The organism is Massilia forsythiae (assembly GCF_012849555.1).
GTDB classification, from domain to species: Bacteria; Pseudomonadota; Gammaproteobacteria; order Burkholderiales; family Burkholderiaceae_D; genus Telluria; species Telluria forsythiae.
This window is the reverse complement of record NZ_CP051685.1, coordinates 267671-292719: the sequence shown is the minus strand read 5'-3', so window position 1 is coordinate 292719 and position 25049 is coordinate 267671. Positions and strand designations below refer to the sequence as shown.

23 protein-coding genes are annotated in these 25049 nt (G+C 67.6%); 18 read left to right on the top strand and 5 right to left on the bottom strand.

Annotation, left to right across the window (positions count from 1 at the left end):
• Positions 1 to 184: 184 nt before the first annotated feature.
• From HH212_RS01305 to cysM, 15 genes are all read left to right on the top strand, one after another.
• Entirely contained in the window at positions 185 to 736 is a 552-nt protein-coding gene (locus HH212_RS01305; protein WP_169433740.1) for a DUF2059 domain-containing protein, read from the top strand.
• Positions 737 to 749: 13 nt separating this feature from the next.
• Positions 750 to 1838: a 3-phosphoserine/phosphohydroxythreonine transaminase gene (gene serC / locus HH212_RS01300; protein WP_169433739.1), complete on the top strand. Its 1089-nt coding sequence runs from the start codon at positions 750 to 752 to the stop codon at positions 1836 to 1838.
• 154 nt (positions 1839 to 1992) lie between these two features.
• Entirely contained in the window at positions 1993 to 3063 is a 1071-nt protein-coding gene (gene pheA / locus HH212_RS01295; protein WP_169433738.1) for a prephenate dehydratase, read from the top strand.
• A gap of 30 nt (positions 3064 to 3093) precedes the next feature.
• Positions 3094 to 4197: a histidinol-phosphate transaminase gene (hisC, locus tag HH212_RS01290; protein ID WP_169433737.1), complete on the top strand. Its 1104-nt coding sequence runs from the start codon at positions 3094 to 3096 to the stop codon at positions 4195 to 4197.
• The gene (locus HH212_RS01285; RefSeq protein WP_169433736.1) at positions 4198 to 5100 is read left to right on the top strand and encodes a prephenate dehydrogenase; all 903 of its coding nucleotides are present in this window, start codon (positions 4198 to 4200) and stop codon (positions 5098 to 5100) included.
• 4 nt (positions 5101 to 5104) lie between these two features.
• A complete protein-coding gene (aroA, locus tag HH212_RS01280; RefSeq protein WP_169433735.1) occupies positions 5105 to 6433 on the top strand; it encodes a 3-phosphoshikimate 1-carboxyvinyltransferase in 1329 nt (442 codons plus the stop codon).
• A 12-nt stretch (positions 6434 to 6445) separates the two neighbouring features.
• Positions 6446 to 7108 carry a (d)CMP kinase gene (cmk, locus tag HH212_RS01275; protein WP_169433734.1) on the top strand — a complete coding sequence of 221 codons (663 nt, stop codon included), beginning with the start codon at positions 6446 to 6448 and terminating at the stop codon, positions 7106 to 7108.
• A 153-nt stretch (positions 7109 to 7261) separates the two neighbouring features.
• On the top strand, positions 7262 to 8968 hold the full coding sequence (rpsA, locus tag HH212_RS01270) for a 30S ribosomal protein S1 (protein ID WP_169433733.1): 1707 nt from the start codon (positions 7262 to 7264) through the stop codon (positions 8966 to 8968).
• A 27-nt stretch (positions 8969 to 8995) separates the two neighbouring features.
• A complete protein-coding gene (locus HH212_RS01265; protein WP_008446215.1) occupies positions 8996 to 9301 on the top strand; it encodes an integration host factor subunit beta in 306 nt (101 codons plus the stop codon).
• A gap of 250 nt (positions 9302 to 9551) precedes the next feature.
• Positions 9552 to 9854, top strand: a complete 303-nt coding sequence (locus HH212_RS01260; protein WP_169433732.1) for a LapA family protein — start codon at positions 9552 to 9554, stop codon at positions 9852 to 9854.
• A 30-nt stretch (positions 9855 to 9884) separates the two neighbouring features.
• On the top strand, positions 9885 to 11060 hold the full coding sequence (gene lapB, locus HH212_RS01255; protein WP_169433731.1) for a lipopolysaccharide assembly protein LapB: 1176 nt from the start codon (positions 9885 to 9887) through the stop codon (positions 11058 to 11060).
• A gap of 61 nt (positions 11061 to 11121) precedes the next feature.
• Positions 11122 to 12531 carry a UDP-glucose dehydrogenase family protein gene (locus tag HH212_RS01250; protein ID WP_169433730.1) on the top strand — a complete coding sequence of 470 codons (1410 nt, stop codon included), beginning with the start codon at positions 11122 to 11124 and terminating at the stop codon, positions 12529 to 12531.
• Positions 12528 to 13532: a D-glycero-beta-D-manno-heptose-7-phosphate kinase gene (gene rfaE1 / locus HH212_RS01245; protein WP_169433729.1), complete on the top strand. Its 1005-nt coding sequence runs from the start codon at positions 12528 to 12530 to the stop codon at positions 13530 to 13532. Before HH212_RS01250 ends, rfaE1 begins: the two co-directional genes overlap by 4 nt.
• A 161-nt stretch (positions 13533 to 13693) precedes the next feature.
• Positions 13694 to 14074 (top strand): ComEA family DNA-binding protein, encoded by a 381-nt coding sequence (locus tag HH212_RS01240; RefSeq protein ID WP_169433728.1) that lies wholly within the window; start codon positions 13694 to 13696, stop codon positions 14072 to 14074.
• A gap of 172 nt (positions 14075 to 14246) precedes the next feature.
• On the top strand, positions 14247 to 15161 hold the full coding sequence (cysM, locus tag HH212_RS01235; RefSeq protein ID WP_169433727.1) for a cysteine synthase CysM: 915 nt from the start codon (positions 14247 to 14249) through the stop codon (positions 15159 to 15161).
• Between the two features lie 350 nt (positions 15162 to 15511).
• Here the strand turns inward: cysM and HH212_RS01230 are convergent, their stop codons facing one another.
• From HH212_RS01230 to HH212_RS01210, 5 genes are all read right to left on the bottom strand, one after another.
• A complete protein-coding gene (locus HH212_RS01230; RefSeq protein ID WP_169433726.1) occupies positions 15512 to 15859 on the bottom strand; it encodes a hypothetical protein in 348 nt (115 codons plus the stop codon).
• A 443-nt stretch (positions 15860 to 16302) separates the two neighbouring features.
• On the bottom strand, positions 16303 to 17526 hold the full coding sequence (gene mltB / locus HH212_RS01225; protein ID WP_169433725.1) for a lytic murein transglycosylase B: 1224 nt from the start codon (positions 17524 to 17526) through the stop codon (positions 16303 to 16305).
• On the bottom strand, positions 17523 to 19559 hold the full coding sequence (locus tag HH212_RS01220; RefSeq protein ID WP_229217508.1) for a transglutaminase TgpA family protein: 2037 nt from the start codon (positions 19557 to 19559) through the stop codon (positions 17523 to 17525). Before HH212_RS01220 ends, mltB begins: the two co-directional genes overlap by 4 nt.
• Positions 19556 to 20626 (bottom strand): DUF58 domain-containing protein, encoded by a 1071-nt coding sequence (locus HH212_RS01215; protein WP_169433724.1) that lies wholly within the window; start codon positions 20624 to 20626, stop codon positions 19556 to 19558. Before HH212_RS01215 ends, HH212_RS01220 begins: the two co-directional genes overlap by 4 nt.
• Positions 20627 to 20634: 8 nt before the next feature.
• Positions 20635 to 21555 (bottom strand): AAA family ATPase, encoded by a 921-nt coding sequence (locus tag HH212_RS01210; protein ID WP_169433723.1) that lies wholly within the window; start codon positions 21553 to 21555, stop codon positions 20635 to 20637.
• Positions 21556 to 21677: 122 nt separating this feature from the next.
• Between HH212_RS01210 and HH212_RS01205 the strand changes: the two genes are divergently transcribed.
• The 3 genes from HH212_RS01205 (at position 21678) to HH212_RS01195 (ending at position 24902) form a co-directional block, all read left to right on the top strand.
• Entirely contained in the window at positions 21678 to 22610 is a 933-nt protein-coding gene (locus tag HH212_RS01205) for a histone deacetylase family protein (protein ID WP_169433722.1), read from the top strand.
• 131 nt (positions 22611 to 22741) lie between these two features.
• Positions 22742 to 23608: a hypothetical protein gene (locus tag HH212_RS01200; protein ID WP_229217507.1), complete on the top strand. Its 867-nt coding sequence runs from the start codon at positions 22742 to 22744 to the stop codon at positions 23606 to 23608.
• On the top strand, positions 23598 to 24902 hold the full coding sequence (locus HH212_RS01195) for a hypothetical protein (RefSeq protein ID WP_169433721.1): 1305 nt from the start codon (positions 23598 to 23600) through the stop codon (positions 24900 to 24902). Before HH212_RS01200 ends, HH212_RS01195 begins: the two co-directional genes overlap by 11 nt.
• Positions 24903 to 25049 lie beyond the last annotated feature (147 nt).

Sequence of the window (25049 nt, the reverse complement as noted above, 5' to 3'; positions counted from 1 at the left end):
ATTACCGCAGCGGTTTTCAGCGGACCGGCCGCGGCGCTGTGGTGGCGCCGCGCCATCGGCATCGCAGGCGGGAAAACACGCCGGTATAGGATTTCTTGCAAGTTTCATGCGAAAATCAGGGCGGCCCGCAACCGGGTCGGGGTTCACGCCCTCTTTGCGTCCATGTCATTTCAAGGAAATCGCTGTGAAAAAACAACTCGCCGCCGTTGCCGTCATCTTCGCCATGTCGTCCACGCCGTCGTTTGCGCAGAGCGCGCCTGTCGCCAATCCTGCCGTCGAGCAGGCCACGCGCCAGATGTTCGATGCGATGAAGATCCGCGATACGATGATCCTGGCGATGAAGCAGGCCGTCGCCGCCATGCCGGCCCAGATGCGCGGCGGGATCGCCGGCGCGATCCAGGCCGACGCGAACATGAGCGCGGCCCAGAAGAAGGAAGCGACCGAGCGCCTCGACAAGGAATTGCCGGCGATGACGGTGCGCTTGCAGGCGATCTTCAACGATCCGGGCCTGGTCGACGACATGCTCAAGGAAATGGTACCGTTGTATGCGCAGACCTACACGGTCGACGAAATCCACCAATTGACCGCCTTTTATACGTCGCCGCTCGGGCAAAAGATGATGGCCAACATGCCGAAGCTGATGGCGCAGTCGATGGAAATGAGCAGCCGCGTCATGATGCCGCGTATCCAGAAGCTGATGGCCCAGACGACCCGGAATTTCGTCGGCAAGCAATGATCGGAACACACGAGTGACCCAGGTATTCAATTTTTCCGCCGGCCCCGCCGTCCTCCCGAAGGCAGTGCTGCAGCAGGCCGCGGCCGAGATGCTCGACTGGCACGGCAGCGGCATGTCGGTGATGGAGATGAGCCACCGCGGCCCGGAATTCATCGCGATCTACGAGCAGGCCGAAACCGACCTGCGCGAACTCCTCGCGGTCCCGGTCAACTACAGGATCCTGTTCATGCAGGGCGGGGGGCTGGGCCAGAACGCGATCGTGCCGCTCAATCTGCTGGGGCGCGCGGCGCAGCCGGCCACCATCGATTTCGTGCACACCGGTTCCTGGTCGGGCAAGTCGGTCAAGGAAGCCAAACGCTACGCCAACGTCAATGTCGCCGCGTCCGCCGAGGCGAACGGTTTCACCGCCGTGCCGCCGCAGGAAACGTGGCGCCTGACGCCCGGCGCCGCCTACCTGCACGTGTGCACCAACGAGACCATCGACGGGGTCGAGTTCGACTTCGCGCCGACGGTGCAGGGTGACGTGCCTCTCGTGGCCGACATGTCCTCGCACATCCTGTCACGCAGCGTCGACGTGGCGAAGTATGGCGTGATCTTCGCCGGCGCCCAGAAGAACATCGGCCCGGCCGGCCTGACGCTGGCGATCGTGCGCGACGACCTGCTCGACAGTGCGCTGCCGATCTGCCCGGGCGTGTTCAACTGGCGCGCCGTGGCCGATGCCGACTCGATGCTGAACACGCCGCCGACCTACGCGATCTATATCGCCGGGCTGGTGTTCGCCCACCTGAAGCGGCTGGGCGGGGTGGCGGCGATCGAACGAACGAATATCGAAAAAGCGCGCCTGCTGTACACGGCGCTGGACGCCGACGATTTCTACCGGAACCGTGTGGCGCCCGAAGCCCGTTCGCGCATGAACGTACCCTTTTATCTGCGCGACGAATCCCTGAACGACCTATTCCTGGCCGGCGCCAAGGCGCGCGGGCTGCTGCAACTGAAGGGCCACAAGTCCGTCGGCGGCATGCGGGCATCGATCTACAACGCGATGCCGATCGAGGGCGTGCAAGCCCTGGTCGATTATTTGAACGAGTTCGCGGGCCGGTAACGCACCATCGTCGTCCCCGCGAAGGCGGGGACCCATGCTGAATGACTGGAGCCGCACGCTTTGCGTCTTCACTTCCGTCCGCTCGGTATGGGTCCCCGCCTGCGCGGGGACGACGGGTTACCGCCACCGGCGAACCGCATCTTACGAGCATACGATGACAGACAAACTCAAACCCCTGCGCGAACAGATCGATGCGATCGACGCGCAAATCCTGGAACTGCTGAGCCGGCGCGGCAAGGTCGCCCAGGAAGTCGGCCACGTCAAGGCCGAGACCATGGCCCCGGTGTTCCGTCCCGAGCGCGAGGCCCAGGTGCTGCGCGGCGTGGCCGAGCGCAATCCGGGCCCGCTGAACAGCCGCGACGTGCAGACCATCTTCCGCGAGATCATGTCGTCCTGCCGCGCGCTGGAAAAGCGCGTCACGGTGGCCTATCTCGGCCCCACCGGCACCTTCAGCGAGCAAGCCGTGTTCCAGCACTTCGGCAGCGCGGTCGAGGCGCTGCCGTGCATCTCGATCGACGAGGTGTTCCGCGCCACCGAGGCCGGCACCGCCGACTACGGCGTGGTGCCGGTCGAGAATTCGTCGGAGGGCGCGATCAACCGCACGCTCGACCTGATGCTGGCCACCACCACGCTGATCAGCGGCGAAGTCTCGATCCCTGTGCACCACAGTCTCATGACGAAGACCGGCAGCATGGACGGCGTGACCGTCATCTGCGCGCATTCGCAGGCGCTGGCCCAGTGCCAGGTCTGGCTCAACCTGCACCATCCGGGCATCGAGCGGCGCGCGGTCGCCTCCAACGCCGAAGCCGCGGTGCTGGCCAGCCAGGACGCGGGCGTGGCGGCGATCGCCAGCGAGATGGCGGGCGAGCAGTACAAGCTGGGCGTGGTGCAGGCCCACATCCAGGACGACCCGCACAACCGCACCCGCTTCGCGGTGATCGGCCGGCAGGCCGCCGGCCCGTCGGGCCAGGACCGCACCTCGCTGGTGCTGGCGGTGCCGAACAAGGCCGGCGCCGTGTACAACCTGCTGGCGCCATTGTCGAAGCACGGCGTGTCGATGACGCGCTTCGAGTCGCGTCCGGCGCGCATCGGCACCTGGGAATACTATTTCTACGTCGACGTCGAAGGCCATGTCCAGGACGCCGCGGTGAGCCGCGCGCTCGACGAACTGAAGGACAACGCCGCCTTCTTCAAGGTGCTCGGTTCCTATCCGCTCGCACTGTAAACTCATTCCAGCAACGCACAAGAGAATCCCATGTCGCAATTCGGTCCAGAGTACATCCGCGCCATCGCCCCTTACCAGGCCGGCAAACCCATTTCCGAAGTCGCCCGCGAGTTCGGCCTCGACGAAGCGAACATCGTCAAGCTGGCGTCCAACGAAAATCCGTTCGGCGTGCCGGCATCGGCGCAAGCCGCGATGGCCGCTGCCGCCGCCGAACTCGGACGCTACCCGGACGCCAACGGCTTCGACCTGAAGGCGGCGCTGGCCGCGCGCTACGACGTGCCGGCCGACTGGATCACGCTCGGCAACGGCTCCAACGACATCCTGGAAATCGCCGCCCACGCCTTCGTGCAAAAGGGACAGGGCGTGATCTATTCGCAGTATTCGTTCGCGGTGTACGCGCTGGCGGCACAGGGCGTGGGCGCGCGCGGCGTGAGCGTGCCGGCGCGCGGCCACGGCCACGACCTGGACGCGATGGCCGCGGCCATCGACGCTGACACGCGCCTGCTGTACATCGCCAACCCGAACAACCCGACCGGCACCTTCATACCGGCCGCCGAGATCGAGGCCTTCCTGGCCAAGGTGCCGGCCCATGTCGTCGTCGTGCTGGACGAAGCCTACAACGAGTTCCTGGAAGAGAAGGACCAGTTCGAGTCGACCGCCTGGGTGCGCAACCACCCGAACCTGATCGTCTCGCGCACCTTTTCCAAGGCCTACGGCCTGGCCGGCCTGCGCGTCGGTTTCGCCATCGCCCAGCCGGCGCTGACCGACCTCATGAACCGCGTGCGCCAGCCGTTCAACGTGAATTCGCTGGCCCAGGCCGCCGCCATCGCCGCGCTCAACGACAAGGCATTTTTGGAAAAGGGCGCCGAGAACAACCGCGCCGGCTACCGCCAGCTGACCGCCGCCTTCGATGAACTCGGCCTGGAATACGTGCCGTCGTACGGCAACTTCGTGCTGGTGAAGGTGGGCGAGGACGAGGGCGCCGGCGCGCGCGTCAACATCGCGCTGCTCAAGCAGGGCGTGATCGTGCGCCCGGTCGGCGCCTACGGCTTGCCGCAATGGCTGCGCATCTCGATCGGCCTGCCGGACGAGAACGCGCGTTTCGTCGACGCGCTGAAGAAAGCGCTGGGCTGAATGTTCGATAAAGTCGTCATCGTCGGCGTCGGCCTGATCGGCGGCTCGTTCGCGCTCGGCCTGAAGGCGGCGCGCGCGGCCGGGCATATCGTCGGGCTGGAGCGCTCGTCCGCCGCGCTGGCGCGCGCGCGCGAACTCGGTATCGTCGACGCCGTATCCACTTCCGCGCAAGCAGCGCTGCGCGGCGCCGACCTGGTGCTGGTGGCGGCGCCGGTGGCCCAGACCGGCGCCATCCTCGCGAACCTGACGCCGTGGCTGGAACCGCACACGATCGTCACCGACGCCGGCAGCACCAAGGCGGACGTGGTGCGGGCGGCGCGCGCGGCGCTGGGGGAACGCGTGGGGCAGTTCGTGCCCGGCCACCCGATCGCCGGGCGCGAAACCAACGGTCCGGACGCGGCGCTGCCCGACCTGTACCGCGGCAAGAAAGCGGTGCTGACGCCGCTGCCGGAAAACCCGGCGCAATCAGTCGAGCGCGTGGCCGCCGCCTGGCGCGCCTGCGGCGCCATCATCCACCGCCTCGACCCGGCCGAGCACGACCGCGTGTTCGCCGCGGTCAGCCACCTGCCGCACCTGCTGGCCTACGCGCTGGTGGACGACATCGCCAGGAAGCCGCACGCGGATCTGCTGTTCCAGTACGCCGCCAGCGGCTTCCGCGATTTCACGCGCATCGCCGGCTCGTCGCCGGAGATGTGGCGCGACATCAGCCTGGCCAACCGCGCCGCGCTGCTGGGCGAACTGGATGCCTATCTGGCACAATTACACGGCCTGCGCGCGCGCCTGGCGGCTGCGGACGGGACGGCGCTGGAAAGCGTCTATGCCAATGCCCAGCATGCCCGCCGTGCGTGGATCGAAGCGATCGAAGCGGCCGAGCAGCCGCTTCCGCCCATCTCAGGAAAATGACATCATGCAGTCCAAACACTACCCCCAACACATCGACCTGGAACCGGTAATGCACGCGCGCGGCGCGGTGCGCCTGCCGGGCTCGAAGAGCATTTCCAACCGCACGCTGCTGCTGGCGGCGCTGGCCGAGGGCACCACCGTCATCCACGACCTGCTGGCGTCCGACGATACCCTGGTCATGCTGGGCGCGCTGCGCGAACTCGGCATCGGCTGGGAACAGAAGAACGACCACACCCACGTGGTGCACGGCAGCGGCGGGACGCTGCCGAATGCCAAGGCCGACCTGTTCATGGGCAACGCCGGCACCGCGATCCGCCCGCTGACGGCGGCGCTGGCCGTGATCGGCGGCGACTTCACGCTGCACGGCGTCAGCCGCATGCACGAGCGCCCGATCGGCGACCTGGTCGACGCCCTCAACGCGGTCGGCGCGCGCATCGAATACACCGGCAACCCGGGCTATCCGCCGCTGCACATCCGTCCGGGCCAGGTGGCGCCCGAGCGCATGGCGGTGCGCGGCAACGTGTCGAGCCAGTTCCTGACCGCGCTGCTGATGGCGGCGCCGCTGATGGCGAAGGAACATCCGGTGACCATCGAGGTGGTCGGCGAGCTGATCTCGAAGCCGTATATCGAGATCACGCTGAACCTGATGGGGCGCTTCGGCGTCGCCGTCGAGCAGGACGGCTGGCGTGCGTTCACCGTGCGTCCGGGCCAGCGCTATACCAGTCCGGGCAGCATCCGCGTCGAGGGCGACGCCTCGTCCGCCTCGTACTTCCTGGCCGCGGGCGCGATCGCGGGCGGCCCGGTGCGGGTGGAAGGCGTAGGGCGCGACAGCATCCAGGGCGACGTGCGCTTCGCCGACGCGCTGGAACTGATGGGCGCGCGCGTGACGCGCGGCGACACCTGGATCGAGGCCAGCGCCGACGCGCCCCTGAAAGCCATCGACGCCGACTTCAACCACATCCCGGACGCCGCCATGACGATCGCGGTGGCGGCGCTGTATGCCGACGGCACCAGCACGCTGCGCAACATCGCCAGCTGGCGCGTAAAGGAGACCGACCGCCTGGCGGCGATGGCGGCCGAGCTGCGCAAGGTCGGCGCCATCGTGGAAGAGGGCGCGGATTACCTGCGCGTGACGCCGCCGGCCGAGCTGACCCCGGCCACCATCGACACCTACGACGACCACCGCATGGCGATGTGCTTCTCGCTGGCGTCGCTGGACGGCGCGGCGCGGCGCGGCAATGCGATGCGCATCAACGATCCGAAGTGCGTGGCCAAGACCTTCCCGGATTATTTCGAGACCTTCGCATCGATCGCCAAGGACGAGTTGTTTTGACCTGAAAGACACATGCCAAATTCGACCATTCCCGTCATTACCATCGACGGACCGACCGCCTCCGGCAAGGGCACGGTGGCCCACAAGGTCGCCGACCGCCTCGGTTTCCATTTGCTCGACTCGGGCGCCCTGTACCGCCTGAGCGCACTGTCGGCGCTGCGCCGCGGCATCGACCTGGGCGACGAGCACGCGCTGGCCAAGGTGGCCGAACACCTGCCGGTGCGCTTCAACGGCGGCCACATCTACCTGGGCACGGAAGAGGTGAGCAACGCCATCCGCGCCGAGGAGGTCGGAAACACGGCGTCGCGCATCGCGGCCTTGCCGGCGGTGCGCCATGCGCTGTTCGGCCTGCAGTTGTCGTTCCGCGAGACGCCCGGCCTGGTGGCCGACGGGCGCGACATGGGCACCGTGATCTTCCCTGGCGCCCGTCTTAAAGTGTTCCTGACAGCAAGCGTTGAGGCGCGCGCGCAACGCCGATATAAGCAATTGATTGACAAAGGATTTTCTGCTAGTATGGACGATCTGCTGGCGGATTTGCAGTCTCGCGACGCGCGCGACACCGGGCGCGCCGTGGCGCCGCTGGCGCCGGCGGAAGATGCGCACCTCCTCGATACCTCGGGCATGACGGCCGAGGAAGCGGTGGAACAGGTGCTTGCCTGGTATGCGCATCGGTAGGATTCGACGATAGAGAAGTCGACCCGCATCGGCGGGAATGTGCGCCGCGTGTGCGGCGCACCGCATGGTGTCCGGGATGTCCCCGGGCGTGGTTCAACCTGACCCAGTTCAGAGCGCATATCGCCGTTCTGCTGGCTAACCTTTCAAACACTCATGGCTACTGCAGCAAATCAAGAAACCGGCATGGAAAGCTTTGCAGCACTCTTCGAAGAGTCGCTGTCGCGTCAAGACATGCGTTCGGGCGAAGTCATCTCGGCCGAAGTCGTCCGTCTGGATCACAACTTCGTGATCGTCAACGCCGGCCTGAAGTCGGAAGCCTTCATCCCGATCGAAGAATTCAAGAATGACCAGGGCGAACTGGAAGTCAACGTTGGTGACTTCGTTTCCGTGGCCATCGAATCGCTGGAAAATGGTTTCGGCGATACCATCCTGTCGCGCGACAAGGCCAAGCGCCTGGCATCGTGGCTGGCTCTGGAAAAAGCAATGGAATCGGGCGAGATCGTCACCGGTACCGTCAACGGCAAGGTCAAGGGCGGCCTGACCGTGCTGACCAACGGCATCCGCGCATTCCTGCCGGGTTCGCTGGTCGACACCCGTCCGGTCAAGGACACCACCCCGTTCGAAGGCAAGACCCTGGAATTCAAGGTCATCAAGCTGGACCGCAAGCGCAACAACGTGGTGCTGTCGCGCCGCGCCGTCATCGAAGCGTCGATGGGCGAAGAGCGCGCCAAGCTGATGGAAACCCTGAAGGAAGGCACCGTGGTCACCGGCGTCGTCAAGAACATCACCGACTACGGTGCGTTCGTCGACCTGGGCGGCATCGACGGCCTGCTGCACATCACCGACCTGGCATGGCGCCGCGTGCGTCACCCATCGGAAGTGCTGACCGTCGGCCAGGAAATCACCGCCAAGGTCCTGAAGTACGACCAGGAAAAGAACCGCGTCTCGCTGGGCGTCAAGCAACTGGGCGACGATCCGTGGACCGGCCTGTCGCGTCGCTACCCGCAAGGCACCCGCCTGTTCGGCAAGGTCACCAACCTGACCGACTACGGTGCGTTCGTGGAAGTCGAGCAGGGCATCGAAGGCCTGGTGCACGTCTCGGAAATGGACTGGACCAACAAGAACGTGGCCCCGAACAAGGTCGTGCAGCTGGGCGACGAAGTCGAAGTCATGGTCCTGGAAATCGACGAAGAGCGCCGCCGTATCTCGCTGGGCATGAAGCAGTGCAAGGCGAATCCGTGGGACGACTTCGGCATGACCCACAAGAAGGGCGACAAGGTCAAGGGTTCGATCAAGTCGATCACCGACTTCGGCGTGTTCATCGGCCTGCCGGGCAACATCGACGGCCTGGTGCACCTGTCCGACCTGTCGTGGACCGAGTCCGGCGAAGAAGCCGTGCGCAAGTTCAAGAAGGGCGACGAGCTGGAAGCCGTGGTCCTGGCGATCGACGTCGAGCGCGAGCGTGTCTCGCTGGGCGTGAAGCAGCTGGAAGGCGACCCGTTCAACAACTTCGCATCGCTGAACGACAAGGGCACCCTGGTCACCGGCACCGTGAAGTCGGTCGAGCCGAAAGGCGCCGTGATCGCGCTGAACGAAGAAGTCGAAGGCTACCTGCGCGCTTCGGAAATCGCCCGCGACCGCGTGGAAGATGCCGGCACCCACCTGAAAGTGGGCGACAAGGTCGAAGCCCTGGTCATCAACATCGACCGCAAGGCACGCAGCATCCAGCTGTCGATCAAGGCCAAGGACAACGCCGACACCCAGGAAGCCATGCAGAAGCTGGCTTCGGACAACAGCGCTGCGACCGGCACCACCAGCCTGGGCGCCCTGCTGAAGGCCAAGTTCGACAACAAGAACTAAGGTTCAATCGGAGCTGAAAGCGCGCAGATGACCAAGTCCGAGCTGATCAACCGCCTGGCCGAGCGTTATTCCCAGCTCGTGGCCAAGGATGCGGAGTACGCCGTCAAGACCATCCTCGATGCGATGACCAACGCCCTGGCGACCGGGCAGCGCATCGAGATCCGTGGTTTCGGCAGCTTCGCGCTGAACAGCCGGCCGCCCCGCATCGGCCGCAACCCGAAGTCCGGCGACAAGGTGATGGTGCCCGAAAAACGGGTGCCCCACTTCAAGCCGGGCAAGCAGTTGCGCGAGCGGGTCGACGCGATGGTCGGGCAGCCGATCATCGAAGACTGACGTCGTCTGCCGTGGCAGACAGGAACGGCATCCTCCAGGGGGTGCCGTTTTTTTTTGCCGGCGACAGGTAACGGGCCGCGTTTCGCCCGGCACTTCAAGCACGTGCAAGAAGCGCCATGCGCCCCATGACGGCCTTGTTACCCAAGTATAATCACGCTGCCCGCGCCGCACGCCAGCCGCGCCGGCTTTGAATAATCGCGCCGATTATGCGACACTCGCTCTTTATGGTCTTTCCTGACGGAACTTGCCGATGAAATTTGTTTCCACCATCATTGGATGCATCCTGTTCGTGCTGTTCTTCAGTTTCGCCCTGAAGAACACGCACCAGGTCGACCTGCACTTCTTCCTGAACTATGAATTGCGCGGACCGCTGGTACTGATGCTGCTGGCCTTTTTCGTGGCCGGCGCCGCCTTCGGCATCCTGGCGGTGACGCCGACCGTGTTCCGCCACCGCCGCGAAAGCTCGCGCCACAAGGACACGATCCAGGCGCTGCAGAGCGCGGCCGGTACCGCCGTCGCCGCGCCGGCACCGGACAGCGTGGCGCCGCGTTGAAGATCACGTAACGAAACCAACAAGAATCGCATGGAATTTGAAATCTGGTGGCTGCTCGGCATCCCCGTCTTTTTCGCCCTCGGCTGGATCGCGGCGCGCGTCGACATCAAGCAGCTGGTGTCCGAATCGCGCAGCCTGCCGCGCGGCTATTTCAAGGGCTTGAATTTCCTGCTCAACGAGCAGCCGGACAAGGCGATCGACGCCTTCATCGAGATCGTCAAGCTGGACCCCGAAACCGCCGAGATGCACTTTGCCCTCGGTAATCTGTTCCGCCGCCGCGGCGAGACCGAGCGCGCCATCCGCGTGCACCAGAACCTGCTGTCGCGCCCGGACCTGCCGATCGACCAGCAGGTGCATGCCCAGTACGAGCTGGGCATGGATTACCTGAAGGCCGGCCTGCTCGACCGCGCCGAGGAAACGTTCAATCTGCTGGTGGACACGCAATATGGCGTGCAGGCGCGGCGTGCGCTGCTGGAAATCTTCCAGCGCGAAAAGGAATGGCGGCGCGCCATTCCCGCGGCCGAGGGCCTGCAGGAATCCGGCGCCGGCGCCCACCACAAGGAAATCGCCCAGTTCTATTGCGAACTGGCGCAAGATGCCATGGTCCACATGCAGCCGGACGAAGCCAAGGCGCTGCTCGACAAGGCATTGCTGGCCGACCGTAAGAGCGTGCGCGCCACTATCCTGTATGGCGACGCGCTGCTGGCGCAGGACGATGTCGAGGGCGCATTGAAGACCTGGCGCCGCGTGGAGCAGCAAAGCGTACCGCACGTGGCGCTGGTCGCCGGACGGTTGATGGATGGCTACCGCAAGGTAGGGCGGCCGCAGGAGGGCGTCAACCTGTTGCGTTCCTACCTGGCGGAAGCGTCATCCATTGATCTGATCGAGGTAGTGTTCAAGGCCGTGATCGAACTGAACGGCGTGGATGCTGCCAAACAGCTGGTGGTCGAGGAGTTGCGCCGCAACCCGACCCTGCTCGGCCTGGACAAGCTGCTCGAAGCGCGCCTGATGGATGCGCCCGCCAACGTGTGGGAAGAATTGTCGATGGTGAAGAACCTGGTGCACGGCTATACCCAGAAACTGGCGCGCTACCAGTGCAGCCATTGCGGTTTCAAGGCCAGGCAATATTACTGGCAATGTCCTGGTTGCAGCCGGTGGGAAACCTACCCGCCGCGCCGCACCGAAGAACTGAATGTGATGAATTGAGCGCCTCGAACGAGCGCTCGATCCATGAATACTGATTATCAATAACCTCGCGAACTAGACAATGAAGATTACGATTATCGGCACCGGCTACGTCGGCCTGGTCACCGGCGCCTGCCTGGCAGAACTCGGCAACGACGTGTTCTGCCTGGACGTCGACCAGCGCAAGATCGACCTGCTCAACAACGGCGGCATCCCGATCCACGAGCCGGGCCTGGAAGAAGTGGTCGCGCGCAACCGCGCCGCCGGCCGCATCCAGTTCTCGACCGACGTCGCCGCCAGCGTGGCCCACGGACAGCTGCAGTTCATCGCCGTCGGCACGCCGCCGGACGAGGACGGCTCGGCCGACCTGCAGTACGTGCTGGCCGCCGCGCGCAACATCGGCCGCCACATGGACGGCTTCAAGGTCATCGTCGACAAGTCGACCGTGCCGGTGGGCACGGCCGACCGCGTGGCCGCCGCTCTGCAGGACGAACTGGGCAAGCGCGGCGACGCCGCCGCCGGCAGCGAATTCGCCGTGGTCTCGAACCCGGAATTCCTGAAGGAAGGCGCGGCGGTCGAAGACTTCATGCGTCCGGACCGCATCGTCATCGGCCACGGCGACAGCCCGGCCGGCCTGCGCGCGCGCGACCTCATGAAAGTGCTGTACGCGCCGTTCAACCGCAACCACGAGCGCACCTACTGGATGGACGTGCGTTCGGCCGAGTTCACCAAGTACGCCGCCAACGCCATGCTGGCGACGCGCATCTCGTTCATGAACGAGCTGGCCAACCTGGCCGACCGCGTCGGCGCCGACATCGAGGCGGTACGCCACGGCATCGGTTCCGATCCGCGCATCGGCCACAGCTTCCTGTACGCCGGCGCCGGCTACGGCGGTTCGTGCTTCCCGAAGGACGTGCAGGCGCTGGAGCGCACCGCGCGCCAGTACGACCAGGAACTCCTGATCCTGCGCGCCGTGGAAGCCGTCAACGACCGCCAGAAGCAGGTGCTGGGCCGCAAGGTGGTGCAGCGCTTCGGCGCCGACCTGGCCGGCAAGCGCTTCGCCGTGTGGGGCCTGGCGTTCAAGCCGAACACCGACGACATGCGCGAAGCGCCGTCGCGCGTGCTGCTGCGCGAGCTGATCGAGCGCGGCGCCAGCGTCGCCGTCTACGACCCGGTGGCGATGGAAGAAGCGCGCCGCGTGCTGGCGCTCGACCTGGCGCCGGAACAGCTGGAAAAAATCGACTTCAAGGCGGCCCCGATGGACGCCCTGCATGACGCCGAGGCGCTCGTCATCGTCACCGAATGGAAAGCCTTCCGCAGCCCGGACTTCGACCAGATCAAGGCGCGCCTGAAGAACCCGGTGATCATCGACGGCCGCAACCTGTTCGATCCGGCCCAGATGACCGCCCTCGGCGTCGAATACCACGGCATCGGCCGCTCGGTGCTGACCGGCCGTCCCGGCCAGGACGGGCAACAGGAAGCGCAGGCATGACAGACGCACTGCCGGGCCGCCTGCTGCAGGCGGACAGCTACCGCCAGGCCGAGGCGCCGCAACTGGACCGGGTGCGCCTGCTGGTGGTGGGCGACGTCATGCTCGACCGTTACTGGTTCGGCGACGTCTCGCGCATCTCGCCGGAAGCGCCGGTGCCGGTGGTGCGCATCGAGCGGCGCGAGGAGCGCCTGGGCGGCGCCGCCAACGTGGCGCGCAACGCCGCCGCATTGGGCGCCCACTGCGGGCTGCTGGGCGTGGTCGGGGCCGACGAGGCCGGCGACCAGGTCGAGCGCATCCTGCGCGACTCCAGCATCCACAGCTACCTCAAGCGCGACGAGGCGATCTCCACCATCATCAAGCTGCGCGTGATCGGACGCCAGCAGCAGATGGTGCGCATCGACTTCGAGGATGCGCCGACCGAGACCGCGCTGCGCGACAAGCTGACCCGCTTCAAGGCGCTGCTGCCGGACTACGACGTGATCGTCCTGTCCGACTACAACAAGGGCAGCCTGGTCAACGTGGCCGAGATGATCGCGGCCGCGCGCACCGCCGGCAAGACCGTGATGGTCGATCCCAAGGGCGACGATTTCACGCCCTATGCCGGCGCCACCATGCTGACCCCGAACAAGGCCGAGCTCAAGCGCATCGTCGGCAACTGGAAGACCGAGGCGCAGCTGACCGCCAAGGCCCAGGACCTGCGCCGCGAACTCGGCCTGCAGGCGTTGCTGCTGACCCGTTCTGAAGAGGGCATGAGCCTGTACACCGAGGACGACGTGCTGCACGTGCATGCCGACGCGCGCGAGGTGTTCGACGTCTCGGGCGCCGGCGACACCGTGATCGCCACGCTGGCGGCGATGCTGGGCGCGGGCGCCTCCCTGCCGGAAGCGCTGGCCACCGCCAACCGCGCCGGCGGCATCGTGGTCGGCAAGCTGGGCACCGCGACCGTCACCCGCGACGAGCTGTTTCCGCAGCGCCGCCGCAGCGACGACGGCAGCGTCTGACGGGCTGAGGTTCTGGGCGGCGTCGGTTGAACGCGTGGACGGGGCGCCCCGTCCACCCTACCTGATTTCGCACAAACAACCGGCGTCAACCGTTCGGCGCCGGCCGCCGTTATCCGCACTGGCGATACCGCCATCCCATTCCAACGATAACGGAGAATCAGATGATCAAGAAACTGATGCTTGCCATGGCCGCGCTCGCAGCGTCGACCGGATTTGCGTTTGCCCAGGTCGACGTCAACAAGGCCGATGCCGCGGCGCTCGACGGCGTCAAGGGCGTCGGCCCGAGCATGTCGAAAGCAATCATCGACGAACGCGGCAAGGGCGCGTTCAAGGACTGGGCCGATTTCCAGAAGCGCGTGAAAGGCGTGGGCGAGAAACGCGCCGCCAAGCTGTCGCAGGCCGGCCTGCAGGTGAACGGGCAAGCCAAGGAAGGCGCGCCGATGGCGGCGCCGGACGACAAGGCCGCCGCCAAGCCGGCCAAGGCCGCCAAGGGCGCCAAGCCGGCCGATGCAAAGGCCGAACCGGCCAAGACCGCTGGCTGAACCGCGCCGCGCCGTGCCGTCCGCGCTGCCTTGTCCGCAGCGCGCAGCGCATCCCGACCCCGCCTCGGCGGGGTTTTTCATTGGCATCGCAGGCCAGGACGCGGCGGCTCTACCGTACGCCCGTTCGCATCTGGGATTAGAATGGTGGTTTCGAGTTCGCAGAGAGCAAGCAATGGCAGACAAGACGGCCTACATGACCATCGAAGACACGATCGGCAATACCCCGCTGGTGCGCCTGATGCGCATTCCCGGCGCGGAAGCGGCGGCGCGCAACAACATCATCCTCGGCAAGCTCGAAGGCAACAACCCGGCCGGCTCGGTGAAGGACCGCGCGGCCATGTCGATGCTGCGCGGGGCGGAGGCACGCGGCCAGATCAAGCAGGGCGATACCCTGATCGAGGCGACCAGCGGCAACACCGGCATCGCGCTGGCGATGGCGGCCGCCATCCGCGGCTACAAGATGCTGCTGATCATGCCGGACAACCTGTCGGTCGAGCGGCGCCAGAGCATGGCCGCCTACGGCGCCCAGATCATCCTGACGCCCAAGACCGGCGGCATGGAGTACGCGCGCGACCTGGCCGAGCAGATGCAGAAGGACGGCCAGGGCATCATCCTCGACCAGTTTGCCAACCAGGACAATCCGCGCGCCCACTACGAGACCACCGGCCCGGAAATCTGGCGCGATACCGGCGGACGCGTCACCCACTTCGTCAGCGCGATGGGCACCACCGGCACCATCATGGGCGTGTCGCACTACCTGAAGGAACAGAACGAGGCCATCACCATCGTCGGCGCCCAGCCCGAGGAAGGCTCGTCGATCCCGGGCATCCGCAAGTGGCCGGAAGCCTACATGCCGCGCATCTTCGACAAGGCGCGCGTCGACCGGGTGGAAAGCGTGACCCAGGCCGCGGCCGAGCAGATGGCGCGCCGGCTGGCGGCGGAAGAGGGCATCTTCTGCGGCATCTCGGCGGCCGGCGCCTGCGAGATCGCGCTGCGCGTCGCGCAGACGGTGGAAAACGCCACCATCGTGTTCATCGTCTGCGACCGCGGCGACCGCTACTTGTCGACCGGCGTGTTTCCGGCCTGAGCGCCTCGCCGTCCCTGGCGCGCTTGGCTGGTTTTCACCAGGACAATGCTCGTGGCTATGTATGGGTCTCCGCCGTCGCGGGGACGACGCTTCGGGCCGGCGGATCGAGCCAGGTATTTTGGCGTACGGAATCGGTCGCATCGGCGCGATGAGCGAGAGGTCGACAAGGAAGAGCAGTGAGACAGTACGTGCCGGGCGCGACGCCTGGGAGCGCGGTCGCCTGTACGGGAACGGCGGTGCGGCGGCTGCCGGGCTGGAAGACGGCGCCGTGCTGGAGAAGAAACGCGGTGCGGCCGGGAACGGGATGCGGCGGCGTCGACTTCAGCCGCCGTCCGCTCCGGCGTGCACGATTACTCCTCGGCGCCGGAACCCAGGTTGTTGTCCTTGTCCTTCGGCTTGAACTGCTTGTCGCTGATGCGGAACTTGGCGCGGCGGTCGCCCATCAGGTAACGCAGGTCGCGGATCGACAGGTCGCTGACCTCGTGCATGCGGATCAGCAGCGAAGCGCCGACCGGCAGGCGGTGGTGGCGGATCTTCGAGATCACCGGCGGCGCCACTTCCAGCGCGCGCGACAGGGCAGCGTCGTTCTTCAGGCGCAGGTTCTCGATCAGGGTATCGAGCAGGCGGTTCGGGTTGTATTGCAGCAGCTCATCGGATTCCGAATCGCTGTTGATGTCGATGCCGACTTGGTTGGTCATGATGTCACTATTCCTATTTGGGTTACGGAGCTCGCTGGAGGTTTTCGATGCCAGAAGGTTTCGAAAATTTCTACTAAATTATATAACTAATTTCTAATTTAGTACTTAAGAGCAATAAATATCGGTACTTTACGACGCCTTTGTTGTCTCATCGCAACAATGGCCTCAATGCAATTCTCTCACAAACTCACTGAAAAAATAATTGTTTTAAGCTTAAACTTAATTGTAAAGCAATTATCGATGCGCGTCCGCACACTTAAGGTTGAATAGTGGAATGACAAAGTTCGAGGGAGTATGCGCGACGAATAGTTCGTTTCTTGGGAGAACTGTCCAGTAAGAACTACTATACACCCGGGGGGTATAGTCTTATCAGGACGGCATCGAACGTCAAATCCGTCAGATTGTCGTTACAAACTGATACAAAGTTTATCGTTCGACCAAGCTTATGAACCGCGTGACAACTTGATGGCGCGTCCGAGTTCGATTACCGACATGGCATAGAAATAACTGCGATTGTATTTTGTGATAGCAAAGAAGTTAGCATTCGCCACCCAATATTCGGTCGCGTCGGCGCCGTTCTGCAAGTCGACCAGGCCGTACAGGCGTTCCTCGGGAAGGGCGACGCGGGGCGCCACGCCCGCCGCCTGCAGTTCATCCGGCCGGTAGCGCGCCGCCAGGCCGCCCACCAGCGCTTGCCAGGCCATGCTCGGCGCCACGTCGGCTTCGAACACTGCCGGGCCGGTATTGCTGCGGTCCCAGCCGTGTTCGACCAGGAAGTTGGCCACGCTGCCGATCGCATCCGATGGCGAGCCGCGCAGGTCGACGATGCCGTCGCCGTCGAAGTCGACGCCATACTTCAGGATATTGCCCGGCATGAATTGCGGCATGCCGACCGCACCGGCGAAGGAACCGAGCAGCGAAAACGGATCGATGCCCTCCTTGCGCGCCAGCAGCAGGGTATTCGCCAGTTCGCCGCGGAAGAATGCCATGCGGTCGACGCGGTTGGGCGCCTCCGGATAGGCGAAGGCGAGGGTGGTCAGCACGTCGACCACGCGGAAGCGCCCGGTGTCGCGGCCGTAGATGGTTTCCACGCCGATGATGCCGGCGATGATCTCGGCCGGCACGCCGTAGGTGGCTTCGGCGCGTGCCAGCGCCTGGGCGTTCTCGTTCCAGAAGCGCACGCCGGCGTTGATGCGGATCGGCTCGATGAAGCGCTCGCTGTAGGTGCGCCAGTTCTTCGGCTTGCCCGGCGGCGCCGGCTTGACCAGCTGTACCGCGGAATCGACGAAGCGGGTCTGCTTGACCAGCTCGCGCAGCGCGGCGCGGTCGAAGCCATGCTGCGCCACCATGTCGTCCTGGAAGTCGCGCACTGCCTGCCATTCGCCGAAGTCGACCGCTTCGCCGTCGTAGTCGATGCGCGGCCGCGCGGCGGCGGCGCCTGCGGCGCCGGCGGCGACGGCAGCCGCCTTGGCGGTCTTGCCGGCTTTGACGGACTTGGCGCCAGCCTTGCCGGGCTTGGCCGCCTTGCCGGAAGCCGCCTTGGCCGACTTGCCGGCTGCCGTCTTCCTGGCGTCGGCGGCATGGTTAGTGGAAACAGCGGCAAGCGCATCGGATGCCGGGCCGGCGCCGAAGGCCAGGACAAGCAGCAGGGGAACCAGGGATTTCATCGAACTCGGGACAGCAATTGTTTCAGGATCGGAAGCAGTCGGGAAGCGGCGGCGCCGCCATCGGGCCGGACGCCGTAGCGGTAGGCGCTGTAGCGGCGCAGGAACTCGGCGGCGGCGGTGCCCGACTCGGGCGCCAGGCCGGCGGCGCCGATGCGCGCCGCGTAGGCGCTCGGCCCTTCGTCGGGTGCGCGCGCCAGGCCGAGCTGGCCGAGGCGCCGGCACAAGGCCGAGTATAGCGCATCGACCGGGTCGTCCCGGCGCCGGCGCAGCAATTTGGCCCAGGCCAGCAACACCAGGGTGCCGGCCGCCAGCAGCGTCGCGTTGCGCCAGTCGAACGAGAAGCGGCGCAGGCGCTCCACCAGCTCCTGCTGGCGCTGCGGCGTGTAGTTCAGCACCCACTGGTTCCAGCCGTTGCCGGCCGCGGCGAGCGCGTAGCGCAGCCGCCCCAGCAGCGAATCGGGGTCCGGCTGCAGCAGGCCCTGCAAGCCTTCGATGCCGAACGGCGCCGGGCCGGACGTCGTCCTGGCGACGCTGCGCTGCACGCGCGCCGGCGATACCGCGGCGGTCGGGTCGACCCGCACCCAGCCGCGGCCCTGCAACCAGACCTCGGCCCAGGCATGGGCGTCGGACTGGCGCACGGTCAGGTAGCCGTCGACCGGATTCAGTTCGCCGCCCTGGTAGCCGGTCACCACGCGCGCCGGCACGCCGGCGGCGCGCATCAGGAACACGAAGGCGCCCGCATAGTGTTCGCAAAAGCCGGCACGGCTGCCGTACAGGAAGTCGTCGACCGCATCCGGTCCGGACAGCAGCGGCGGTTGCAGCGTGTACGAAAAGCCGTCGGCGGCGAAGCGGCCCAGCACCGCCGCCACGCGCCCGGCCGGATCGGGTTCGCGGCGCAGCCGTTCGCCGTCGGCCAGGGCGCGCGGGTTGCGGCCGTAGGGAAGGAGCAGCCACTGGGCCGGATTGGCCAGGGCGCTGCCGGCCTGCAGGTCGAAGCGCACGTACGACACCAGGTCGTAGCGCACGCGCTCGGCGAGCGGCGCGCCGGCCTGGATCTCGAGTTCGGGCGTCAGGATCACCGGGCGGTCGGCCAATGCCGGCAGCGCCTGCGGCAGTTCCAGCGCGAACAGCCAGCGTGTGTTCGAGGCTTCCTGCGTCACCTGGTAGCGCACCGGGGCGCCGTCCACCGCGATCGACAGCGGCTGCGGGCGCGGCGGACGCGGCGGCGGGCGCACCCGGGTCCAGATACGGCCGTCGTAGTCGCCCAGCACCGGCCCGCGCCAGTACAACTGCGGCTGCGGCGGCGGCGCGCCCTCGAATTTCACGCGGAAGGCGACGTCCTCGGATTGCGCCAGGCTGGCGAACTGGCCGGGCGCCATGGTGTCGGACAGGCCGGTCTTGCCGCTCGAGGCGGCATCCGGGATGCCCCACAGCGGCGCGCCGACGCGCGGAAACAGCACGAAGGCGGCCGCCGCCAGCGGCGCCGCCAGCGCCAGCATGCGCGCCGCCATCGCCAGGCGCCGGCGCAGCGGCGGTACCGCCCCGGTCAGCTGGAACGACAGCTGGGCGGTGAGCAGCAGCGCGATCGACGCCAGCATCAGCAGGGCGGTGAAAAAACCCTGCGAATAGAAGAAGTTCGTCAGCACCAGGAAGAAGCACAGGAAGATCACCACGAACAGGTCGCGCCGCGCGTGCATCTCCAGCATCTTGAAAGCGACCAGCAGCACCAGCATGGCCACGCCGGCATCCTTGCCGAGCACCGTGTCGTAGCTCGCCAGGATGCCCGCCATCGAGGCCGCCGCCAGCGGGATCAGGTAGCGTCCCGGCGGCAGGCGCCGCCCGAGCACGGTCAGCGCGGCGCGCCAGGCCAGGGTGGCGCCGCACAGCAGCGTCACCCAAAGCGGCAGGTGGGCCGCGTGCGGGGCCAGCACCATCAGCGCGCTGGCCATCAGCAGCAGGGTGTCGCGCTTGTCGCGCGAGAGCGATGCGATGCGCTCGCCGATGCGCTCCGGGAACAGGGCGGACAGGTTCACGGCGCAGCGCCTTGGTCCGCGCCGCCGGGGCCGGCGTGTTCGCCGCCGAGGCCGTACAGCGCCAGCGCGCGCAGGCAGGCGGCCTGGTGCGCGGCGCCGAGCGCGCTGTCGTACTCGACGGCGCCGAGGCGGAAGGCGTAGGGCAGGGCGCGCGCCTCGGCGTCCAGCACCCAGCGCGTCATGCGCGACAGCCTGCTTTCGAGGTCGAGCTGGGCCGGCAGCGCGCCGAAGTCGAGCACCAGCATCTCGGAGGCGCCGCCTTCGAAATGCTTGGTCAGCAGCTGGCCGCCGAGGGCCGGATCGAGGCGCGCGATCTGGCGCCAGGCCAGGTGGCGCAGCGGATCGCCCGGCTGGTAGCTGCGCACGCCGCCGAAATCGTCGCTGCCGCCGTTGCCGGCACCGTCCGGATCGGGCCAGCGGTCGTACGGCAGCGGCGGCGCGTCCTGCTCCGGCCGCGGATAGACCAGCGCGCGGCTGTCCGGCTGCCAGTAGCTCCAGGCGCGGAACAGGCCGAGCGGGAAACGCGTGGACAGGCGCATGCGCGGGGCCGCGCGCCAGCCGCGCTGCGCGGCGGCGGCGGCCAGCACCGGCGCCGCGCTGCCGCCGGCGGCCACGTCGAACGGGTGGCGCGGCGCCGGCACGTCGTCGGCATCGATCCAGACGGCATAGCGGTCCAGGCGCGTGCGGTTGGCCACGTGCAGCGCGAACGGCACGTCGGCGCCGGCGAATACGTCGGGCGCGCGCCCGGCGCGCAGGCGCAGGTGCGCCAGGTTGCGCCAGGTGCCCACCATGTCGACCACGGCGCAGGCGGCGGCGACGAAGGTCAGCGCGTAGCCCAGGCCGAGGTTGTAGTTGATCGAGCCGACCAGCAGCACCAGCAGCAGCGCCGCGAAGCCGAGCCCGGCGCCGGTGGGCAGGATATACACGCGGCGCTGGCCCAGCACCACCTCGCCGGCGTCCTGCGCCGTGGCGCGTGCACGCCAGCGGCTGCGCGCGGCGGCCAGCCAGGCCGGCGCCGGCCTGGCTGGCGCGGCTTCGCTGCGGGCCGGGCCGGCCGTGCGCGCCATCCGCGCCATCAGACCGGGACCGACTTCTGCAGCTGCAGCACCAGGTCGCGGCTGGCCATGGCTACGCCGTGCGCGGCTTTCAGCGGGCGCAGGCGGTGCGCGCATACCGGCACCAGCAGCGCCTGCACGTCTTCCGGGATCACGTGGTCGCGTCCCTCCAGCGCGGCCCAGGCGCGCGCCGCCTGCAGCAGGGCCAGCGTAGCGCGCGGCGACAGGCCTTCCGCGAACAGCCGGCCCGAGCGCGAGGCCTGGGCCAGCGCCTGCAGGTAATCGACCAGGGCGCCGGAGGCGTGGATGGCGCGCAGCGCCTGGCGCGCCTGCAGCAGTTCGGCCGGCTGCATCACCGGCGCCAGGGTCTTGAGCATGGCGCGCCGGTCTTCCCCCATCAGCAGGGCGCGCTCGGCGGCGGCGTCCGGGTAGCCGAGCGAGAGGCACATCAGGAAGCGGTCGAGCTGCGATTCGGGCAGCGGGAAGGTGCCGACCTGGTGCGCCGGGTTCTGGGTGGCGATCACGAAGAACGGCTCGGGCAGCGCGCGGGTGACGCCGTCGGCCGTGACCTGGTGCTCTTCCATCGCTTCCAGCAGGCCGGACTGGGTCTTCGGCGTGGCGCGGTTGATCTCGTCGGCCAGCAGCACCTGGGTGAAGACCGGCCCGGGGTGGAAGGCGAAACCGTTCTTTTCGCGTTCGTACACCGAAATGCCCGCCACGTCGGCCGGCAGCAGGTCGCTGGTGAACTGCACGCGGTTGAACTGCAGGCCCAGCGTCAAGGCCAGTGCGTGCGCCAGCGTGGTCTTGCCGACGCCCGGCACGTCGTCGATCAGGAGGTGGCCGCCGGCCAGCAGGCAGGTCAGCGCCAGGCGCACCTGCTGGTCCTTGCCGACCACGATCTGGCTGACCTGGCGCGCGGCGGCGTGTAGTTTGTCGAACATGGTGCTTCCCGTGAGGTTCCAAAAGGCGCTCTGCACAAGCGTGGTGCGCATGGTAGATTAGCGTTATTGGCAATCTTTCCCTATGCCGCATGCGATCCCGTCGATTCTACGGCACTTGACCCATGAGCACAGCAATCTACAGCCACCCCGACTGCCTCCTGCACGAGATGGGCGACTGGCACCCCGAGTCGCCGGCGCGCCTGCGCGCCATCGAGGACCAACTAATCCTGGCGCGCCTGGACGGCCTGGTCGAGCAGCACAGCGCGCCGCTGGCCGACGAGGCCGCGATCCTGCGCAACCACAGCCGCGCCGCGCTCGACCTGGTGCGCGACAACCTGCCGGAGGCCGCCGGCCGGCACTATCCGCTCGACGGCGACACCCTGCTGTGCCGGGACAGCTACCGCGCCGCGCTGCGCGCCGCCGGCGCCGCCGTGGCCGCCACCGACGCGGTCATCGGGGGCAGCGTCGACAATGCCTTTTGCGCGGTGCGCCCGCCTGGCCACCACGCGCTGCCGGACGCGCCGATGGGCTTCTGCCTGTTCAACAACGTGGCGATCGCGGCGCGCCACGCGCTCGAGGCGCACGGCCTGGCGCGGGTGGCGATCGTCGACTTCGACGTCCACCACGGCAACGGCACCGACGCCTCGTTCCGGGACGACCCGCGCGTGCTGATGGCCAGCTTCTTCCAGCATCCGTTCTATCCGTACACCGAGCCCGGCCCCATCACCGCCACCAGCGTCAACATCCCGGTGCCGGCCTACACGGGCGGCGACGCCGTGCGCCGCCTGGTCGAGGACTACTGGCTGCCGGCGCTGCACGCGTTCCGCCCGCAGATGGTCTTCGTCTCGGCCGGCTTCGACGCCCACCGCGAGGACGACCTGGGCGGGATGGCGCTGGTCGAGGCCGACTACGCCTGGATGACGCACCGGCTGGTGGAGGTGGCGCGCGAGCACGCGCAGGGACGCATCGTCAGCTGCCTGGAGGGCGGCTACAACCTGTCGGCGCTGGGCCGCAGCGTGGCGGCGCACGTCAAGGCGCTGGCCGAGCTCGATTAGCCGCCCTGCGGTCCGCGCACGTATGTGAACCGATGACCTTCCGCCGTCGTCTAACGTGAACAAGCGACGATGGCGGAGGAGCGATGAACCCGATACGCACGAGGCTGGCGCAATGCTTGCTGGCGCGATGCTTGCTGGCGCCATGCCTGCTGGCCGCATCCGGCCTGGCCGCGGCCACCAACTATACGCTGTGGATCAACGGCCGCAACGGCGGCGGCACCGTCGGCGACTACGACAGCTTCGCCTACTGGGGCCCGGCCTCCACGCCCGCCGGCATCAACAAGAAGGCGGCCAACTGGGACGGCAGGAGCAGCATCGCCTCGCAGAGCGGCCACCTGCGCGACGCGCTCGACTGCTTCTGCACCGGCGCCAACTGGTGCTACATCGCCGCCCACAGTGCCGGCGACCTGATGATCGGCTACACGCTGGCCAACTACGGCGGCTCCACCCGCGTGAAAAAGAACGCGGTGGCCAACGCCGCCGGCGTGTGCGCCGACCTCGGCGGGAGCGCGGGAGGCACGCAAGCCGGCTGGAACATCAAGTGGGTGCGCGTGGCCGCCGGTTCCGGCGGCGGCTCGGAACTGGCCGACGCCGGCGCGTGGGCGATCTCGGAACCGCTGGTGCAGGACCTGCGCACGGTCACCGCGCGCGCCATGTACAACCACAACGCCACGCGCGGCATCTGGTTCTACATGTACGCCGGCGCCAGGGGCGCGCTGTATTCGGCGCTGCTGCCGGGGCAGGACGACGAGGTCGAGGCCTACCACAGCGCCGGCGGCGTGTCGGGCAGCTCGGGCGCCGCGTTCTGCAACCCGCGCGACTGGTTCTGCAACGACCTGACCCTGGGCAGCGCGGCCAACCAGGGCGGGCGTCCGAAATGGAACACCCACTCGGTGGCGTTCCGCGACGACGGCGAGGACTACAACCATTACGTCAACGGCAACTGGGGCGGCATCGTCTCGGTGATGCGCGCCGCGGTGGCGGCCAGTGCGCTCTGAGGCGCCGCCGCCGGGCCGGCGCGGGCGCGGGGGCCGCGTTCCCCGGCCGTGGCTGCGGCGCACGGCCCTGGCGGTGGCGCTGGCGGCGGCCGGCCTGGCGTTGTGGAGCATGCGCGGCGGCGGCGAGCCGCCCGCGCCGGCCGCTGCTGCGGCGCCTGCCGCCGCAGCCGGCCTCGTAGCCGGCAGGATCGACGGCGCCGGCCTGCCGTTGCCGGACGAGCGCGCGCGCTGGCGCCGCGAACTGGCCGACAACTACCGGCTGGCCGACCATACCTATTGCAGCTACCGTGCCGGCAGCCGGTACCCGTCCGGGTCGCGCCCGATGAGCGAGAACGCCGACCAGAACCGTCCCAACGCCCCGATCCTCGACACCAACCCGATGCGGCTGCAGGACGGCGGCGTCGAGACCGGCGTGCAATTGCAGACCTCGCAGTCGCGCGTCTACCTGGTGGCCGGCGAAGCGGTGCACTTTTCGCTGCGCGCCGTCGACGCCGCGGGCAACGGCGTGCCGCTGGTGGTGACGCGCGCGCTGGCGCAGGGCATCACCTACGACGGCGCGCGCAGCGGCCCGCAAGTGGCGTTGGCGTTCGCCGACGATGGCCTGGGTACCGACCAGGCCACGGGGGACGGCGTTTTGACCGGCGTGCTGGCGCCGGCGCAGGGCAGCCTGGCCGGCTTCAACGGCACCATCCGCACCGAGGTGCGCTACAGCGCCGGCGGCAGGAGCGGCGTGGTCGCCTTCGACGTGATCCACACGCCGGAATTGCCGGCGGTCTGGACCGGCCAGGTGCGCGAGGCGATCGAGGACGGCGCGCTGGTCTTCACCCTGCGCACCGAAGTGCGTCTGCCGGGCCGCTACATCGTCAGCGGCCGCGTCGACGACGCCCACGGGCGCCCGTTCGCGCTGCTGACCTTCAACGACCTGCTCGGTCCCGGCCCGGCCGAGGTCAGGCTGGCCCTGTTCGGCAAGCTGCTGCGCGACCAGGCGCAGTCCGATCGACCCCCTGTGCTCCCGTTGACCCTGCGCGACGTCGACGGCTATCTGCTCAAGGAAAACACCGACCCCGACCGCGTCCTGATGCCGCGCCTGGAAGGCAAGGTCCACACCAGCAAGGACTACGCGCTCGACGGCTTCTCGGACGCCGAATGGCAGAGCGAGGAGCGCACCCGCTATCTGACCGAGTTCGCCAAGGACGCGGCGCTGGCCGGCGCGGCGCTGCGCGAGGCCGATCCGCTGCAGCCCTTGCCGGCGAGCGAATGCGGGGCGGTGCATCGAGGATCGAACAGGCCTTGAATCAGCGTCGTCCCGCCTTTGCGGGAACGAGGTTTTTCTGCCACTGACCGTATCCGGGTGCAGCACTGCGCCCGGATGGCAAGCCGAACCGGATTTCATGATGTTTCCCTGCCGCCACGGTCAGCAGGCAGCGCACAGCGTAAAATA